The organism is Bradyrhizobium brasilense, from assembly GCF_029714345.1.
Lineage (GTDB): Bacteria > Pseudomonadota > Alphaproteobacteria > Rhizobiales > Xanthobacteraceae > Bradyrhizobium > Bradyrhizobium australafricanum.
Genome location: NZ_CP121669.1, coordinates 2,103,294 through 2,120,554, shown reverse-complemented (window position 1 = coordinate 2,120,554; position 17,261 = coordinate 2,103,294). Strand labels below are relative to the sequence as shown.

Genomic DNA, 17,261 nt, shown 5'->3' with positions numbered 1-17,261 from the left:
GTCGCCTTTACCATTCGAACCGTGTGCCGACTCCGACGGATGTCGAGCCCTTCGCATCGACATCCGACTCGACGCGGATATGGCGTGTCACGTCGACATTGGCCGACACTCCTGACTGGCTGGCGCTCGCACCCGTCCGCACGCCCACGCTCAGCCTGTCGCCGATCGCGCGCGAGGCGCCGACCATCGGACCGCCCGCTCCGGCGCCCACGTCCAGATTGTCGACCCCGAGCGAGCGGCGCATGCGGTCCACCGTTCCCTCGCCACCACTGGCGAACTGAGCCGCGGCCCCTGCGAGTTGCACGGCCTGCGAGGTCGTCAGGCTGCCCGAAGCTTTCTGAAAGAGAATGTGCGACAGGATCTCGTCCTGCGGCAACTCGGGCTGCGAATGGAAGGCGAAGACCGGCGCGGCCGCCGGGCCCGAGATTCCGACCTGCGCGGTGATGTCAGAGGCCTGTATCTCTGCCGCGAAATCGAGCTCGGGCGCGAGATCGCCATTGAAGGAGAGATTGCCCTTGGTGAAGGTCAGCGTCTTTCCGAGCACCACCAGCTTGCCCTGATAGAGCGAGAAGGCTCCCTTCGGAACCGGCGCGTTGCTCGTGCCGCCGACATGAACGGAGCCGCCGAGTTCCGCGGTTACCCCGCGGCCATGGATGAAGACGTGGTTCGGCGCCGAAACTGTCACGTCGAGCGCGGCGTTGAAGAGCGCCGGACGCTTCTTGTTGTCTTTCGGCGTCTCGGCCTTGCGCGCAGCTGCGAGCCGTGCAGCGGCCTGTCCGGAGGCGTTCACATGGTTGATGCCATCGATCGGCTTCAGCGTCGACGGCAGGCGATCCGGAATATCGACGTTCACGCGAGTCAAGTCGACGCGACCGACGATCCGCGGATCGCGTGCCAGGGCGCCTGTGACGTCAATGGCGAGATTGGCCTGCGCGGTCGCCAGCGCGCTGGAAGCAAGCGTCGCCTGCTGACCGCGAATCGAGATCGTGCCTGGAAAGCCTGCATCCGGGGCGACCCGTACCTCACCGGAGCCGGACAACGTACCGCCGTTGGGCGTCACCGCGGCTAGGCGCTCCACGACGATGCGCTCTCCTTCGGCGGTGATTTTCGCCTCGACGGCATCGAGGCGCGTACCGAGCATGCTGTCACGGAAGGTACCTCCGCTCATGGTGGCGACACCGCCGATCTGGGGCTTGGTACGTGTGCCGCCGACACGGGCATCGAGCGTAACGCTGCCGGACACGGTACGGCCGGAGGCGGAAAGCGCGGCATTGGCGATGGCGGCATCGAGGCGGCCCTTCGCGGTCAGCGCGATCGGACCCGTGGCGTCGAGCGGCACCGTACCCGACGCCGTGATCGCGCCGGCTCTTCCCGCGGCAATTGTGGTGTTGAGGCTCGCGCGGCTGCCATCTAATCGTCCGTCCGCGGCAACGTCGATCGGCGGCAGGCCGGCGCTTCTGGTCTGCGGCGCGGTGAGCTGCTTGACCGCGACCTTGTACTGGCCGGTCGGCGCGCTCATGGAGCCCGCAATGGCCGCTGACGCGTCGAGGGTCCCGCTCAGGCCCAGACCGGGTATCGCGACATCGGCCTCGCCGAGCGGGATCGCGCTGGCCATGGCCTTGAGGTCGAGCACCTGACCGGCTTTGCCGTCCACCGTGAAGCGGCCACGTCCAATCCCGAGCGCCAGATGCTCGATCAACACCGTGCCATCGTCGAGCGTGAAGCCCGCGGGGCCCTGCAGCGCAATCGCTTTGGCGCCACGGCGCGCGGTGAAGCGGTTGAGATCGAACCGCACCCGCTCCCTGGTGGTCAGTGCACCCGCGGCATCGAGATCGAATCCGGCAGCCTTGGCGGACAGGCCGATCGCGCTCGCATCGGCATTGCCCGTGGCCGCCAGCGTGACGTTTGAGATTGTCTGACCGCCGAACTCGGCACCATTGACCTGCACATCAGCATTGAGCACCGGATGGCTGTAGAGATCGGCGCCATCGGCGCGCAGATCGAAACTGCGGACGGCCGCACCCGCGGCACGGATTCCGGCACCCTTGCCGGCAAGCCGGACCGACTGTTGGCCGCCGTCGGCCGAAGCGGCAAGGTCGAGTGAGGCCGAACCGGCGAGCTCTGTGAGGGCAAGCGGCGAGAGATCGGCGAGCGCCCCGGCTGCGAAGCGAATCTGCCCGCTGGCGAATCTCTGGGCGTCGATCGTTGCTGCCCCCTTCAGGGATACCGATCCGATCGCGATGTCGATGGTCTTTGCGTGCCATCCTGCAAAGGCGGGAGCTGCGCGATCGTCGGGCTCCGACGATCGACGACTCAGCTGAACAATCCCGCGCGCTGGCTTGCCGTCGACGGAGCCATCGAGCTTGGCCTCGACAGCGCAGACTCCGTTGATGTCGTTGACCGTCGCAGCGAGCGCCAGATGCGGAATCGGACGCCGCATCGCGCTGGCGCGATCCACCGAGGCCGCGAACGAAACCCCGGGATGCGCGAGCCCGCCGGTCAGGCCGACGTCGAGAGCTCCCGCACCGGTGAGGCGCGCATCGGCCGCCGAGAGATCCGGCAGGTCCACACGCGCCGACAGGTCGCTCGAGTCGCGCCTCACTGTTCCTTTGGCGCGAACCGCAACATGGGCTCCGTCGATCGACGCGCCGCGGACCGTGTAAGTGTCGCGGCCATCGCCAGAGATGTCGGCGGCGAGTGCGAGCCGCGCCCCCGCAAGCCCATCGAGCGCCGCAAGTCCCGTCGCAAGCTTCTCGCCGGCACCTGACATTCTGATATCGAAGCTGCCACGCTGTAAATCCGTGTCGAGATCGAGGCCGAACGCCACCGAGCCCTTGAGCTTCAACCCGGCAAGGTCAGCAAAGACGCCGAGGTCGGGCACGGTTCCGGTTGCCCGGCCATTCAGGCGATCGGCGCTGACATCGCCTGTATAGGTGGCCTGAACCGTTGATGTGCCGATCTCGAGACGCTCGATCCTGGCGCGGCCGCCCAGGTCCGTATCGCCATGGAGCACGAGCGACGCGGTGTTACCGATCGCGGCCGCCAAACTCGCGTCGCGTGGCGCAATGCCGGAAGCGCGCAGGTTCGCGTCAAGGATGATACGCGTTGCCGGATCGCTGGCCTCGGCACGAGGAACGGCCGTGATCGAAGCATCAAGCGTCTCGACGTCTGCGTCCGGCAGATGAGCACCCGACAGCGCGAGCTTGACCGATGCTGTGGGAGCCTTGATTGGGCCGTTGACGCGGCTGTCGAAAACGAGGCTGCGGATCGAGCCTTGGTCAGTCTCAGTCACGTCGCCGTTGCTTGGCAAGGAGCGGATCGAAGCCGCAAAATCCACGACCTTGTCGGCTCCGAGCAAACCTTTCGCGTCGAGCCGTGCGAGACGGCTCGTCAGCGTCAGCCCGTCCAGGGCGACGCTGCCGTCGTCACCAAAATGCGTCGTACTGTCGAGATTGGTTTCACCGGCGAAGACCGGCGCGGCGATCGCTGGCAACAACGGTTCGAGGTGGCTGATAAGGCGCGTTGCAAGCACTCGGGCCGCGCCGTTTCGCTCAAGCGTAATCGTGCCGGTCGCATCGATCGTGGGGCCGGCCTGCAACTTCAGGGCACCACGAAAGCTGTCGAGCGTGCCCTTGCCTCCCAGTGCGAATGTGACGGGCGGCTCGCCCGGCAGATGGCCGAGCTTCGACATGAGTCCGTGGGCTGGCTCGTCGAGCGTGACGTCGAGGGTAAGCGCATTTCCCTGCGGAACGTAGGCGAGAGCGGCCTTGAAGTGGCCCGGGAAATCCTTGCGGGTGGCATCGAGGTTGAAGACGAGCCCTTCCGAGGGCGAGCCGAGCTCGGTATTGCCGGTCGCCGCGACACTCAAAGCTTCACCCAGAATCGACTGTCCCAGCGTCAGGGCCCGCAGGTCGAAAGCCTTCACCTGCACCTTCACCGGAAGGTCAGGCAGCATCGGCTGATCGGACTCGGCGGCAGGCTGGTCGGACGGAAGCGGCTTTCGCCTGATCTCAAGCGTACCGATCTCGAGACGGTCGATTTCCAGCCGCCCCAGCAACAGTGCGCTGCGTCGCCAGACGAGGCGCGCCTTGTCGAGCGTCAGCCAGACTCCGTCCTTGTCGGTGATGCTAACGTCGCGGACCGTTGCATCCGAGGACAGCACACCATCGACGGCGCCGACATGGACCTGGGTCGCCGGCGTCGAGAGCGTCCGCGAGACAAGACTGGCCAGCACATCCTGCTGGTTCTCGCCGCTCCCGCCCACCATTCCGTAGAGAACGACACCAAGCACCGCGGCAGCGATGAGACCCAGGGCCGCGACGGCGGAACCGATAATGAACAGCCGTCGGATGCGCATCAGAAGGCTTGCCCAATGCTGACATAGATCGCGTAACGGCTGTCTCCGGGGCGAGGGTTCAGCGGTGTCGCAACGTCAAGGCGGATCGGGCCGACTGGCGTGAGATAACGCAAGCCAAGTCCCGCGCCGTAGCCCACATAGTCGTCGAAGCCTGGCAGGGATGATCGGGAGGCGGTGCCAAAGTCGAAGAATGGCACGAGGCCGATGGTGGGCGTGATCCTGACCCGCACCTCGGCGGAGCCCTCGATCAGGCTGCGACCACCGGTGATTTGACCGAACATCATCGGCGAAATGGTGTTGAAGCCGTAACCGCGCACGGATCCGCCGCCGCCGGCGAAGAAGCGATGTGCATCCGGAATCTGGTCGAGCGGCGCGCCCGCAAGCGAGCCTGCGGCCAACCGACCCGCCAGCACGTAGTCGGCCTGCTCGTCGAGCGCATAATAGGCCGAGCCCGCAACCCGCGCTTCGAACAGATCGATCGTGGAACCCATCAGCTTCGGATAGGCATTGACGGTCGCCGAGAGGCGCACACCGCGCGTGGGGTCGAGCGGATTGTCTGTCGTGTCGTAGCGGCCGGTCGCCGTGAAGCCGATCAATGTCGCATCGACCCGCCCCAGCACGTCCTGCGATTTCGATTGCTCGACCTGAAGACCGGCCTGCAGCGAAGCCGCCTCCGAAAAGCGATGGATCACGCCGAACGTGCCGCGCACCGTGTCGTCAGTGTAACCGCCGAGGTCGTTGTTGCCGACACGCTCGCGGAACGCAGTGGCCTCGATCAGTAGATCGTTGGCCGTACCGAACAAGCCTGGCTTGATGAAGGTGCCGGTAAACCGTGCGCCGAAATCCGAGCCGCTCAGATTATTGAAGCCGGTGAAGGACGTGCCGTCGATCCGTTGCAAGAGCGAGGCGGACGCTTCGAGCCTCAGGCGCTCGCCGCCGCCGAATATGTTCCGATCCTCGTAGTAGCCAGCAATGCCGGGACCATCGACGGTGGAATATTTCGCCGAGAGGCCCACCGCGTGCCTGGGCCTTTCCGTCAAATCGATGAAGACCGGCAGATTGCCATTGGCATCGAGCTTGTCCGCCTCGCGGACGCGAATTCCCCCGATGGCCGGGATCTTTGCGATCGAGGTTTTCGCCAAGGCGAGCCGCTCTGGCGAATAAGGCTCGCCTTCCCTCAGGTAGACGTGCGTGGCCACCACTCTCGGATCGACGTCTCCGCCCGAGATCGTCACGGCGCCGATGCCGGCCTTGGGGCCCGCTTCGACCCGCAACCGAAGGTCCATCGCGGCGGCGCCATGATCGACGGTGGCCTTGACGTCGGCGACCTTCGCGAGCGGATGTCCATTGCTGCGGAACCAGTCGACGAGTTTCACCTGCGCAGCGCGCAGGTCGGCAGAGATCGCGGGATCGCCGGACTTCAGCGCAAACGCGCGGCGCGGCAATCCCTGCGGCGCTTGGTCGCGCGGATAGTCTACATCAACGGCGCGCAGCGTGAACAACGGACCAAGTCGCGCGATGACCTTGACGGGCACAACGGTCCGATTGCGAAAGGTGTCGGCCCGACGCGCCGCCGCGGCAAGCCCGATCTCGTCGAAGGAGATTGGAACTCCATCTATCGTCACATCGATCTGGGCGTTGTAGCGGCCAAGCCCCCAAAGGGCATCGAGCAGCGGATTGATATCCGCCTGCAGCCGGCGCGCGAGACCTTCCCCGTCCGGGGGCGGTTCCTGTCGAAGGCGATAGGTGCCGGCGGCATCGCGCAATGCCTGTTCGGCGTCGCTATCGTTCTTGCCCTCCGGCGTCTTGGCTTCGATCTCCAACCGATAGGACAGTGTCGTGGCGCTGACCGGCGGCGGATCGTCGGAACCGAACAGACCAAAGAAGTCGAGCGCGTGAGCCTGCTCGCACAGCGAGCAACCGACGACAGCGACGCACGCCGAACGCAGAACGCGTCGCGCTGCAGCGATGAAATACCTTCGCCTTGCCCGCGCCGGCAAAGGCGGCAGGCATCGTCGCACCACGATTTGCTTGATTGTTCCGCTCCGCCTGCCTGTTGACGCGACCCGAGCCTCTGCACCTCAGGTTCCGGCGATCCCCTGTCTCCGCATTCAACAGGCACCACACGCGAAGTTGATAGACTCATGATGGACAATGTTGGGCAAACGCAAGGGAACTTCCACGTTCGTCCCAATTATCGAAATCTCCGACGCTCGCTGCGATCGGTTCCGGCAACTGCGCTTTGCGAACAATCCGCCACGCGCGTCGCGCCATCGTTTGGCCTGATGCTCGAACCGTCGGCAGGTCAACCGAGAGCTGCGTCATCGGGCCGCGTGTTGTTCCAACGCCTGATCGAGTTCCTGCTCAGCTTGCGGAAGAGTGCCAGGATCATCCTTCGACGGCGGTCTCGCGCACGGCTTTCGGCAGCGCCTCCCAGATCCGGATGAGGTCACCGATCGAAGACGCCTGCAGCTTGCGCATGACGTTGGCACGATGCAGCTTGACGGTCACCTCGCTGATCCCGAGCTCGAAGGCGATCTGCTTGTTGACGCCGCCATGCGCAACCCTGTGCAGCACCTCGCGCTCGCGCGGTGTCAGCATCCTGACGCGTTCGAGATAGCCCTTGACGACCAGGGCCTGCTGCCGGCGCGCCGCATCCATCGTGATGCCGGCGAGCACGGCGTCGAGCAACGCCTGGTCCCGCACCGGCTTGGTGAGGAAGTCGATGGCGCCGGCCTTCATCGCCTGCACGGTCATCGGAATGTCGCCATGTCCGGTCAGGAAGATGATCGGCTTGGGATTGCCGTTCTGGACCAGATAGGCTTGCAGGTCGAGACCGCTGGCGCCCGGCATCCGCACGTCGAGGATGAGACAGCCGGGGCGTTGCAGGACATCTGCCTCGAGCAACTCCCTGGTGGAAGCGAAGCCGATCGACTGGAAGCCGACCGACAGGATCAATTCGGACAACGCCTCCCGCACCGACGCATCGTCATCGACGATCAGAACGACCGGTTGCGCAGCATTATCGCCCGGCAGCGGCCGGGCTGACGGCAGGCGTCGTTGCAGCGGCGCGTCAATCCTCATGCTTCCCCTCCCTTCCGTCACGCAGGGCATCATCCACCGCGGCGAGCAGCGCCCGGCCGTCGAACGGCTTGCGGAAGAATCCGCTCAATCCCTGGGCACGGCTCTGATCCGCCACCTCATGGCGACCGCTGATCAGGAACACCGGCAGGTCCGGCCGCTGCTTCAGGGCGCGCCTGCGAAGCTCGAAGCCATCAACCCCGGGAATGCCGACATCGGTGATGAGCACGTCCACATTGGCAAAGCCGGCAGCGAGCAGCGCCTGCGCCGACGAGAAGCAGCATGTCTGATAGCCTGCGGACTCCAACAGCTCCGCCAGCGATTCAACCAGCCTCGGATCGTCGTCGACAACAGCGACAACCCCCTTACTCACGGTCGGTCCCTCCGCCGCGCCGGGAGTGGGTGACGGGAATTTGCAGCCGCTCCGCGCTGCGCACGAGGTCGGCGAGCGACGCCGCCGCCATTTTCTGCATCACATTCCTTCGATGGATCTGAAGCGTCACCTCGCTGATGCCGAGTTCCGCTGCCGCCTGCTTGTTCATGAGGCCGCTGACCACGAGCGGCAACACGTCACGCTCACGCGGCGTCAGGCTGAGGTAACGCTGCCGCAAGCCGGAGAGTTCGGCGCGATCCGCCCTCCTGACCCGGTCCTGGTCGATCGCCGCCCGGATCGCGGCCATCACGTCGTCATCGCTGAACGGCTTGGTCAGAAAATCCAGCGCACCATGCTTGATGGCACGAACCGACGACGGGATATCGCCATGCCCGGTGATGAACACGATCGGCGGATGATCGCCCTGCGCGATCTGCCGCTGCAGATCGAGCCCGTTGATGTCGGGTAGCTCAACGTCGAGCACCAGACAGGCCGGCACGTCCGGCTTCCCGGCGTCGATATACGCCCCGGCGGAGGCGAACGTCGCGGTCTCGACGCCATGCGAGGCCAACAGCTCACTCAACGCCTCGCGAATGCGCTCGTCGTCGTCCACGATGAAGACAATCTGCTCCTCGGCCGTCATGTCGCCCTGTTCGCCTCAATCGGCAATGTGAAAATGAAGCTGGCGCCGTGCGGCTCATTTTCTTCCGCCCACAAATGCCCGCCATGCGACTCGACGATCGAGCGGCAGATCGCAAGGCCCATGCCCATCCCGGACTCCTTCGTCGTGAAAAACGGCTGAAACACCCGGTCTGGGAATTCGACGCCCGGGCCACGGTCGCTGATCCGCACCCGAACCGCATCCTCGATCCGATCGAGGCGAATCCGGATCGATCTGTCGTCGACGGCCCGCTCCATGGCCTCCATGCCGTTGCGGATCAGGTTGCTCAGAACCTGCTGGATCTGAACGCGATCGACGGTCACGGGCGGTATGGCGGATTCGACATCGATATCGAGCCGGATGCGGCGCCGCACGGCTTCTTCGGACATCAGCTCGCGCACCTCGGCGATGATGCTGCCCAACTCCGCGCTGCTTCGCTTGTCGAGCGATTGCCTGAACAAGGCGCGGATGCGGCTCACGACATCGGCGGCGCCATTCGCGTCGCGGATGATGCGCTCGACCGTCTTGCGCGCCCGCTCCAGGTTTGGCGGGTCCGCCGTCAGCCAGCGCTGGCAGGCATGCGAATTGGCCACGACGGCGGCCAGCGGCTGGTTCACCTCGTGCGCGATCGATGCCGAGAGCTCGGCAAGGCTCGCCGCCTGGCTTGCGCCGGCAAGCTCGGCCTGCGCCATCCGTAACTCTTCCTGCGCCCGCACCTCGGCGTCGATGTCCAGACAGATCACATTCCACTGCACGATGGCGCCATCGGCGTTGCGCATCGCGCCGGCGCGGGTCTCGACCCAGCGATACTCGCCGTCGAAACGCCGCAGACGGTGCCTGCGGGCATACGGCTCGCCCGACGCCAATGAGTGCGCGTATCGCTGCTTGACGCCGTCAAGGTCGTCGGGATGGACACCGGCGTCGAGCGTCGCTTCGAGGCGCCCCTTCTCATTGCCGTCGAGCTCCTCGAGATCGTATCCAAGAAACTCGCGGAGCTGACGGCTGCGATAGATCGGCTCGCCATCCGGCGCGGCGCAATCGATCATGGCCGGCAGCGTCTCGACGAGTTGGCGCAGCGATCGCTCGCTCTCCTTCACCGCCTCCTGGGCCGTCACCAGGTCGTGGATATCGACGCTCACGCCGTACCACTGGATGATATTGCCGGCATCGTCGCGCAGCGGCTCGGCGCGGGTCTCCGTCCAGTGGTAGGCACCCCCGGCGCGGAGCTGGCGATAGATCATGACGTAAGGCTCGCCCGTCCTGAACGAGTGGGTGATCGCCGCAATCGCGGCCGCCCTGTCGTCCGGGTGAACGACACTCAGCGACGGCGATCCGTCGGGCGCGGTGATGTCCTCGAGGGAAGCACCGGTTGCGACCTTGAACCGCTTGTTGACATAGGTCGGCGTTCCATCCGGCGTCGTGCTCCAGATCAGCGCGGGCACCGCGTCGATCAGTTGCTGAAGCTGGCGTTCGCTCTTGCGCAGCGCGTCCTCCGCCTGCCTCTTCGCCTCGATATTGATCATCGTGCCGTACCAGCCGGCCAGTTCGCCCCGCTCATCGCGCGACAGCGAACCGAACGACCGAAACCAGCGATAGGTTCCGTCCGAGCCGCGCACCCGATACTCTGCATCGAACGGAATACCGGTCTTCAGGGAATGGCGGCGGATCTCCATCACCTGCGCATAGTCGTCGGGATGGATGGCACGCCGCCAGCCGGCATTGTCCAGAACGTGAAACAGCCCGGTCTTGTCGGCGAGCTCGCCGAGATAGGCCAGCGTACTCGCACTCACATGGGTGATGTGACCATCCGGGCTCGCCGACCAGGTGTAGGCCGGCATGCTCTCGATGATCCGCATGGCCTGCACCGCATCGGCGCTCAGCTTTGCCGATGACGGGATCGCGACGATCTCGCCGATGCAAAGCGCGAGGATGGCAAACAGCGCCAGCGATAGCGCGGCGCTCTGGGGGTCGTGCGCATGGAAATGCGCGGCAATCGCGCCGACGAACGCGACGGCCCACACGACCCGCAGGAGCAGGGCTGCCCGTCGGTCGACATGGAGGTACAGGGCAGCCACCACGGCCAGCAGGCCGAAGGGCGATTTCGTGAGCCAGCTGGCGGTAACGCCGGCGAGGCAGGTTGCGATCGCCAGGAAAGCGCGCTGGCGGGGCAACGCTGGCATCGTGCTGGGCTGCCTCGCCCGCGAGCGATCAGCCTTGCGGTCAATCTTGGCGTCAATCTTGGGAGCAGCCTCAAGATCGGCACTGTCGTGTTTGGCGCTATTGGTCAAATGAGGGCCGGAGTTGATCAAGCTGGGCGGTTTACGCCCCGATTGTAACCCCGCCACGTGCCGGCCGCACCTCATGGAAACCCATGTACGCCGGCGTCCCGTTCGCAGCCGGATGGATCGCTGCAGCGGAGGACGCGGGATGACCTGACGACCGGCGAACAGAGGCTATCCCGCGGCACAGTATCGCCGTCTCGGAAACCGTGCCTTTTTTCCCGCATCGCGGCCAGCTGGCATGCCGGCCGCGCACTCATGATCCGGGAAAGCCGTCATGCTCGATATCAGTGGCACCGTCAGCGGCGCGAAGGCAAATCGATGAACAAGCCTGTCCTGCATGATCTTCCGAACGATCGGCCGGCGACACCCGACGACCGCCCGGATGGCCCGCCGCTTCCCGGCCAGCGCTCGGCCAATACCGAAATGGCACGCGTGCTGAAGACGAGGCCGGTCCGCTTCGCTCTGGAGCCATCCGGCGGCTCGATCGCCTACTGGCAACACGATCCCGTGCATGAGATCGTCAAGCCGATGGCCGACCACGTCATCATGGCCTATCCCGCCGGCATTCAACGGCTCGAGCGGCGGAGCGGAAAATCGGTTGCGATCGGCACCGCGCGGCCGGGGGTGGTGACGGTCATTCCCGCCGGCGCGACCTCGCGGTGGGATGTCGTTGCGGCCGGTTCGGCGGGCCGCGCAGATTCGCCTCAACTCTTGAATCTGATCCAGCTTTATCTTCCGCACGCCACGCTTGAGCGCATTGCAAGCGAAGCCGATCTGGGTGCTCCGGCAGATCTGACCGAACGGATCGGACATCCCGACGCCATCACGGCGCGATTGCTGACCAGCGGGGCTGACCTCCTGGAGAACAACACCGCGTTGGATACCCTGTTCAGGCAGCAGCTGACGGACCTGTTGGCGACCCGCCTGCTCGTCGCGCATTCCGGCTCGACCATCAATGTGCCGCCGGCGGTCGGCGGGCTGTCGCCTGCGGTGCTTCGTCGTGCCATCGAGCGCCTGCGCTCGGACAGCGATGCGGACGTCTCGCTCGCCGCGCTGGCGTCGGATGCGGGGTTGTCGCGCTTCCACTTCTGCCGCGCCTTCAAGGAGAGCACCGGGCTCTCGCCGCATGCTTTCCTGCGCCAGCACCGACTCGAGCAGGCCATGAAGATGCTGCGCGATACCGACGCGTCCGTCGTCACGGTGTCGGCCGCGCTGGGCTACGCCTCCCAGACCGCGTTTGCCGCGGCCTTCAGGAGGTTGACGGGAGATACGCCGAGCAATTGGCGGCGCCGCATGCGCTAGCAGCAATTGCGCTGCAACGGTCTCAATCGCTCTGGGGCAGCGGCGCAATTGACGGCGTAAACCATCAGCATGCCCACGCCAACAACAGGAGACAAGCAAGATGGCCTGGAACAACTCGGTCGCCCGGCTCGCACGGACGTCGCGACGAAAGCTGCTCACAGCTTCGATCATGTCGGCAATGTCGCTGACAATCCGCTCGACATCCGCCGTCGGCAAGGAAACAAAAGCTCCGACCGGCGCCGGCGACACGGTGCGTCCCGTCACCTCGATCACGACAACAGATGGCGTGCACATCTTCTACAAGGATTGGGGACCGAAATCTGCCCAGCCGATCGTCTTCCACCACGGCTGGCCGCTCAGCTCCGACGACTGGGATGCCCAGATGCTGTTCTTCCTCGGCCGCGGCTACCGCGTCATCGCCCATGATCGACGCGGTCACGGCCGATCGAGCCAGGTCAGCGACGGGCACGACATGGATCACTACGCGGCTGATGTCGCGGCCCTCGTCGAGCATCTCGATCTTCGCAATGCTATTCACATCGGCCACTCCACCGGTGGCGGCGAGGCCGCGCGTTATGTCGCGCGCCACGGCAAGGATCGTGTGGCGAAGCTGGTCCTGATCGGTGCCGTGCCGCCGCTGATGTTGAAGACCGAGGCCAATCCCGGTGGCCTGCCCATCGAGGTCTTCGACAGCCTGCGCAATCAGCTCGCCGCCAACCGCGCGCAATTCTACTTCGATTTCGCATCCGGCCCGTTCTACGGTTACAATCGTCCCGGTGCCGAAACATCGCAGGCGGTGATCTGGAATTGGTGGCGCCAGGGCATGACCGGAAGCGCCAAGGCGCACCACGACTGCATCAAGGCCTTCTCGGAGACCGATTTCGCCGATGACCTGAAGGCCATCACCGTTCCCACGCTCGTTCTGCATGGTGGCGACGACCAGATCGTGCCGGTCTCCGATTCCGCCCTGCTGTCGGCCAAGCTGCTGCAGCACAGCCAGCTCAAGATCTATGACCTGCTGCCGCACGGCCTCTGCACCACGCAGCCCGGCATCGTCAATGCCGACATCCTCGCGTTCATCTCGGCCCGAAGGGCCTGATTTTGAATCGAATGATCGAGCCCGGCTTCAGCCTGCCTCTCCCCGATGGGAAGAGGTGAACCTCTCTTGCTGCTCGCGCTCGACCCTGACCTCAATCGCAGTTTCGTAAAGGACGATCACATGAAGAACGACAAGGTCATCATCCTGACCGGCGGCACCTCCGGCATCGGCCGCGCGGCCGCCCTCGCCTTCGCACGGCAAGGCGACAAGGTGCTGGTCACCGGCCGCCGGCCCGGCCCCCTCGAGGAAACGGTTGCCGAGCATCCGAACATCACGGGCCTGATCGCGGATGCCGCCTCCGCCGATGATGCGCGGCGCACGGTCGCCAAGGCGATCGAGGCCTGGGGCAGGCTCGATGCCGTCATCAACAATGCGGGCGCCGGCGCGATCCTGCCGCTGGAAGATGCGACGGCCGACCGGATCGCGGACATCTTCGCGGTCAATGTGGTCGGGCCGAGCCTGCTCGCCGCCGCCGCGCTTCCGCACCTGACGCCGACGCGCGGCGCCATCGTCAACGTCTCCAGCACCTACGGACACAAGCCGGCGGCAGGCCTGTCGCACTACGCAGCGAGCAAGGCGGCGTTGGAGCATTTGACCCGCTGCTGGGCGCTCGAGCTTGCGCCGCTCGGCGTGAGAGTGAACGCCGTTGCGGCGGGGCCGACCGAATCCGGCGCGCTCACCGGCATGATGGGTCTCAGCGACGAGCAGGCGGCGGCCGTAAAGGAGCACGAACGCACACGCATCCCGCTTGGACGACGCGGCCTTCCGGACGACGTGGCCGAATGGATCGTGCGGCTCGCCGGTCCCGCCACGCAATGGATGACCGGTCAGATCATAACCGTCGACGGCGGACTGGAGCTGGCATGAGCGTGCCCCCTGCCACTGATTTGCCCGACGGCGCAAGTCCCCGCAGCAAAAATATTTCGCTTTATCCGAAGCTTAACTCAGTGTATAGAAACACCCGTCTCACCCGATCGAGGGGCGCTGCGCATCGTCACGGGTGTTGCGGTGAGATGCGGTGGACGCGACAAGCGCAGCTGACGAGTGCGCATGAAGCGGACGGCGAAATCGTGCAGGCCTGACGCCCTAGCGGCAGGTGTCCTCTCGCAAAGCGCGCAAGCGTTTGCGAGGGCGGTGACAAAAAAGCCCAGTCTCGCCGGGGAGAGCACGTATAAGCCGTAACCCATCGCGCAGGGAAAGCCGGGTTGTTTCCGGTTACACCTGTGGTCCTACCCCCGAGCTTTCTACCCATTGCTCGGGGCCCATGGGTGCGATCGGCACCCGGCTTTCCCTGCGCCCTCTGTTCAAGAGAGGGCGGAAAGAAGAGCAAAGCTCGGACAAAATATGTCGCGAGAACGCAAACGTATGACTCACAAGTCGCGCAACAAATTGAGTGTCGTCCCGGCGAAGGCCGGGACCCATAACCACAAATTCCGATTGTCAAGCATCGCTGGAACGACGTGTCCTTACAACAACGTCCGCCGCGGCGTATGGGTCCCGGCCTTCGCCGGGACGACGCGAAGGAAGCTGCCTGCTCGCATTCCTCTCCGGCGTCGTCATCCGCGCATCCAGTACGCCCCAACCTCTCGGCTCCAGCACCGCCGTTTCTCGAATATACTGGATCACCCGCTTTCCCGGGTGATGACACCGAACAAGCTCCGCGGCATTGCGCCGCGCTGCGGCGCAACAATCAAAATGAGACTGCCCGTTAAGCCACCCGGCGCCGACGACATCCGCGCCGCGCCTGCCTTCGGCTAGCTTTGCCGGCAACAACCGGACGCCCATCAGCCTTCGCACGCCAGGTGGACGCCGGCGACAACGCAGAGGGAGGAGCGCGATGTTGAAAGGCAGTTTGGGACTGATTGCGTTGAGCAGCCTGTTGCTTTCGGGCACGGCGTTCGCTCAGGAGAAGATCAAGGTCGGGGTCACCGCGACGCTCGAGGGCACCTACACGGTGCTCGGCGAGGACGGCATGCGCGGCTTCCAGACGGCGCTCAACGTGCTCGGCAAGAAGATCGGCGACAAGGAGCTCGAATTCGTCGTCGCCTCGACCGACGCGACGCCCGACTCCGCGGTGCGCGCGGTGCGCAAGCTGATCGAGCAGGACAAGGTGCAGATCCTGTTGTCGCCGCTGTCCGGCGACGAAGGCATCGCGGTCAAGAACTTCGCCAAGACCCATCCGGAGCTGACCTTCGTCAACGCCGCCTCCGGCGCGCAGGAGACGACCTATGTCGATCCGGCGCCGAACTTCTTCCGCTACAACATGGACGGCGCGCAGTGGCAGGTCGGCCTCGGCAAATACGCCTACGAGACCAAGGGCTATCGCAAGATCGCGACCGTCGGCGAGGACTACTCCTTCATCTACACCCAGGTGTTTGGCCTGGTGCTCGAGTTCTGCGGCGCCGGCGGCCAGGTCACCAACCGGCAATGGGTGCCGCTCGGCACCAAGGACTTTGCCTCGGTGATCGCCGCGCTGCCTGACGACGTCGACGCGATCTATCTCGGCCTCGGCGGCGCCGATGCCGTCAACTTCCTCAACCAGTATCAGCAGGCCGGCGGCAAGGCGCATCTGATGGGCGGCTCGATCATGATCGACCAGACCATCCTGTCGTCGAAGGGTAATGCCAAGAACGCGCTGATCGGCACCATCGCCGCGAGCGGCCAGGCCGATACCTGGGAGGATCCGGGCTGGCAGAAATTCGTGAAGGCCTATCAGGATGCCTTCCCGCCGGCCAAACGCTTTCCGAGCCCGTCGCTGCTCGCGACCAACTATTACGGCTCGACGATGGCGCTGATCCTGGCGCTGCGCCAGGTCAATGGCGATCTCTCCAACAACCAGGCCAAGCTCAAGGACGCGCTGGCGAAGATCGAGATCGACGCACCGAACGGCAAGATCAAGCTCGACGCCAACCGCCAGGCGATCGGCACCAATTTCGTCACCGAGGTGGTCGATGACGGCAAGGGCGCGCTGTTCAGCAAGGTCGTCAAGGTGATCCCGAACGTCAACCAGACGCTGGGCTACGATCCGGCGGTGTTCGCCAAGATCGGCCTGCCGAGCCGCACGGTCCCGGAGTGCAAGAAGTACTGACGTATTTGTTGCAGTGCAGGCTGAACGGCCGCGGCATGGTGCGCGGTTGCATCAAGAGCCCTGCTCGCCCTTGCTTTCCGCGGGCGGATGATGAACCCTTGTCGAAAAGACAAGAACATCCCGCGGGAGGGGAGGCATGAGCAGGGCGCTTGCCGTCTTCCACGGCCGGTTCGGTCGCGCGACGGTCTATCAGTTGAACCGTCCCTTCAACGTGCATGCGCACCGCGAGGGGCATCTGATCTTTCATGTCGGCGGAACGCCGGCGCAGATCGACGTCTCGGAGCAGCGGCTGCTGCTCAAGGACGACACCGTCGTCGCCGTCAACCCGTGGGAACCGCACAACTTTCTGCCGACCGACATGGACCACGGCGCGATCTTCTTCGTGCTCTATGTCAACGCCGAATGGTTCGCACCGCAGCCCGCGACGGCACAGGGCCTGCGGTTCGGCCGCACCTTCTTTCCGCGCACCGAAGCGCTCGACCGGCTGATCCGCCGCACCGCAGCACTGGTATGCGGCGCGCCGTCGCTGCGCAGCCTCGATTGCGAACTCCGGCAGCTGATCGACTCCTGCTACGAGGAGAGCTGGCAGGCGGCCCAGGACGCGCGCGCGGCGGCCGCGGTAACCGATTTCAGGGTGCGCAAATCGATCAAGCTGATGTCGGAAAGCCCCGGCGCCGAGATCGAGCTCGATGCGATCGCGCGCGAGGCCGGGCTGTCGCGGCCGCATTTCTACCGGCTGTTCCGCACCCAGACCGGCGTCACCCCTCACCTCTACATGAACACGCTGATCATGGAGCAGGCGCTCGATGCGCTGGTCGCGACCGAGACGCCGATCGCCGATATCGGCTTCGACCTCGGCTTCTCCTCGCAGAGCGGCTTCACCCGCTTCTTCGCCGCCAATGTCGGCATGGCGCCGACCGACTATCGCCGCGCCGCCAAGGTGTTGCGGCCGTGAAGGAGTTCCGGAGCGCACGATAAAAGATACTGTCGATCAAATCCTGAGCTTACGCCCTCGGTA

10 protein-coding genes and 1 pseudogene are annotated in these 17,261 nt (G+C 65.1%); 5 read left to right on the top strand and 6 right to left on the bottom strand.

The genetic code is table 11. The annotated features are described in order from the left end of the window. Positions 1 to 7 precede the first annotated feature (7 nt). The 6 genes and pseudogenes from QA635_RS09765 to QA635_RS09740 all read right to left on the bottom strand — a co-directional run. On the bottom strand, positions 8 to 4,357 hold the full coding sequence (locus tag QA635_RS09765; protein ID WP_283068550.1) for a translocation/assembly module TamB domain-containing protein: 4,350 nt from the start codon (positions 4,355 to 4,357) through the stop codon (positions 8 to 10). Next, positions 4,357 to 6,378, bottom strand: a complete 2,022-nt coding sequence (locus QA635_RS09760; RefSeq protein ID WP_283068548.1) for an autotransporter assembly complex protein TamA — start codon at positions 6,376 to 6,378, stop codon at positions 4,357 to 4,359. Before QA635_RS09760 ends, QA635_RS09765 begins: the two co-directional genes overlap by 1 nt. 367 nt (positions 6,379 to 6,745) lie before the next feature. After that, positions 6,746 to 7,441, bottom strand: coding sequence for a response regulator transcription factor (locus QA635_RS09755; protein ID WP_253607040.1), 696 nt, complete (start codon positions 7,439 to 7,441; stop codon positions 6,746 to 6,748). After that, on the bottom strand, positions 7,431 to 7,811 hold the full coding sequence (locus tag QA635_RS09750) for a response regulator transcription factor (protein WP_283068545.1): 381 nt from the start codon (positions 7,809 to 7,811) through the stop codon (positions 7,431 to 7,433). The genes QA635_RS09755 and QA635_RS09750 overlap by 11 nt, the downstream gene beginning before the upstream one ends. Beyond that, a complete protein-coding gene (locus QA635_RS09745; RefSeq protein ID WP_283068544.1) occupies positions 7,804 to 8,454 on the bottom strand; it encodes a response regulator transcription factor in 651 nt (216 codons plus the stop codon). Before QA635_RS09745 ends, QA635_RS09750 begins: the two co-directional genes overlap by 8 nt. Further along, positions 8,451 to 10,325 (bottom strand): annotated as a pseudogene (locus QA635_RS09740) (PAS domain-containing protein); the annotation flags it as partial. The gene QA635_RS09745 and the pseudogene QA635_RS09740, both read right to left, overlap by 4 nt. 747 nt (positions 10,326 to 11,072) lie before the next feature. Here QA635_RS09740 and QA635_RS09735 point away from each other — a divergent pair. The 5 genes from QA635_RS09735 (at position 11,073) to QA635_RS09715 (ending at position 17,198) form a co-directional block, all read left to right on the top strand. Next, positions 11,073 to 12,056, top strand: coding sequence for a helix-turn-helix domain-containing protein (locus tag QA635_RS09735; protein ID WP_310882745.1), 984 nt, complete (start codon positions 11,073 to 11,075; stop codon positions 12,054 to 12,056). Between the two features lie 100 nt (positions 12,057 to 12,156). Beyond that, entirely contained in the window at positions 12,157 to 13,155 is a 999-nt protein-coding gene (locus QA635_RS09730) for an alpha/beta fold hydrolase (protein WP_283068540.1), read from the top strand. A gap of 120 nt (positions 13,156 to 13,275) precedes the next feature. Further along, positions 13,276 to 14,022, top strand: a complete 747-nt coding sequence (locus QA635_RS09725; protein ID WP_283068538.1) for an SDR family NAD(P)-dependent oxidoreductase — start codon at positions 13,276 to 13,278, stop codon at positions 14,020 to 14,022. A 970-nt stretch (positions 14,023 to 14,992) separates the two neighbouring features. Beyond that, on the top strand, positions 14,993 to 16,243 hold the full coding sequence (locus QA635_RS09720) for an ABC transporter substrate-binding protein (RefSeq protein ID WP_092081339.1): 1,251 nt from the start codon (positions 14,993 to 14,995) through the stop codon (positions 16,241 to 16,243). Positions 16,244 to 16,379: 136 nt separating this feature from the next. Next, the gene (locus tag QA635_RS09715) at positions 16,380 to 17,198 is read left to right on the top strand and encodes a helix-turn-helix transcriptional regulator (protein ID WP_016847806.1); all 819 of its coding nucleotides are present in this window, start codon (positions 16,380 to 16,382) and stop codon (positions 17,196 to 17,198) included. Positions 17,199 to 17,261 lie beyond the last annotated feature (63 nt).